Genomic DNA, 251 nt, shown 5'->3' with positions numbered 1-251 from the left:
GGCTCCTTGCACGCATACTGGATGTAGATTTCCGAGTGGTCCTGCAGGTTCTCGCCCACCCCAGGCAAGTCGTGGCGCACCTCGATACCGGCGTTTTTCAGCACCGCAGCCGGGCCGATGCCGGAGCGCTGCAGCAAGTGCGGCGAACCGATCGGGCCAGACGCCACCAGCACCTCGCGGTTGCACATGACTTTGTGCGTCTGCCCGCCCTGGTCGTACTCCACGCCCACCGCCCGCTTGCCCTCCAGCAA

Annotated in this window: 1 protein-coding gene; it reads right to left on the bottom strand. The window is 65.7% G+C overall.

The features are described from left to right. Positions 1-251: GMC family oxidoreductase N-terminal domain-containing protein (locus AC6UDB_RS07185; RefSeq protein ID WP_500709581.1), on the bottom strand; the 251-nt coding region annotated here is incomplete at both ends.

Source organism: Fructilactobacillus sp. X3R2C1 (genome assembly GCF_059901235.1).
This window is presented reverse-complemented; position numbering and strand designations above follow the sequence as displayed.